This is a genomic window from Flavihumibacter cheonanensis, from assembly GCF_022352215.1.
GTDB classification, from domain to species: Bacteria; Bacteroidota; Bacteroidia; order Chitinophagales; family Chitinophagaceae; genus Flavihumibacter; species Flavihumibacter cheonanensis.
This window is the reverse complement of sequence record NZ_JAKRWF010000114.1, coordinates 1-287: the sequence shown is the minus strand read 5'-3', so window position 1 is coordinate 287 and position 287 is coordinate 1. Positions and strand designations below refer to the sequence as shown.

The 287-nt window shown below is 61.7% G+C and carries 1 protein-coding gene; it reads right to left on the bottom strand.

What is annotated here, in order from left to right; genetic code table 11:
* Window positions 1-287, bottom strand: a 287-nt coding sequence (locus MD536_RS21330) for an aminotransferase class V-fold PLP-dependent enzyme (protein WP_239603809.1), incomplete at both ends; no start/stop codon positions are given.

Below are 287 nucleotides of genomic sequence, written 5' to 3'. Positions count from 1 at the left end.
CTCCCCCGTGTATCTGCGGCTCTATGCCGACGCCCTTGCGCACGTACAGGGCTCCGATGCCCTTCGGGCCGTGGAACTTGTGCCCAGAGAGCGCCAGGAGGTCTATGTTGTCCCTCTTGACGTCTATCTGCATCTTGCCTATGGCCTGTACGGCGTCCGTGTGGAATGGAATGCCTCTGGCCCTCGCCAACGCGCCTATGTCTCTGATGGGTTGGATCGTCCCGATCTCGTTGTTGGCCGCCATGACCGATATGAGGACGGTGTCGTCCCTGAGGGCCCTCTCAGCC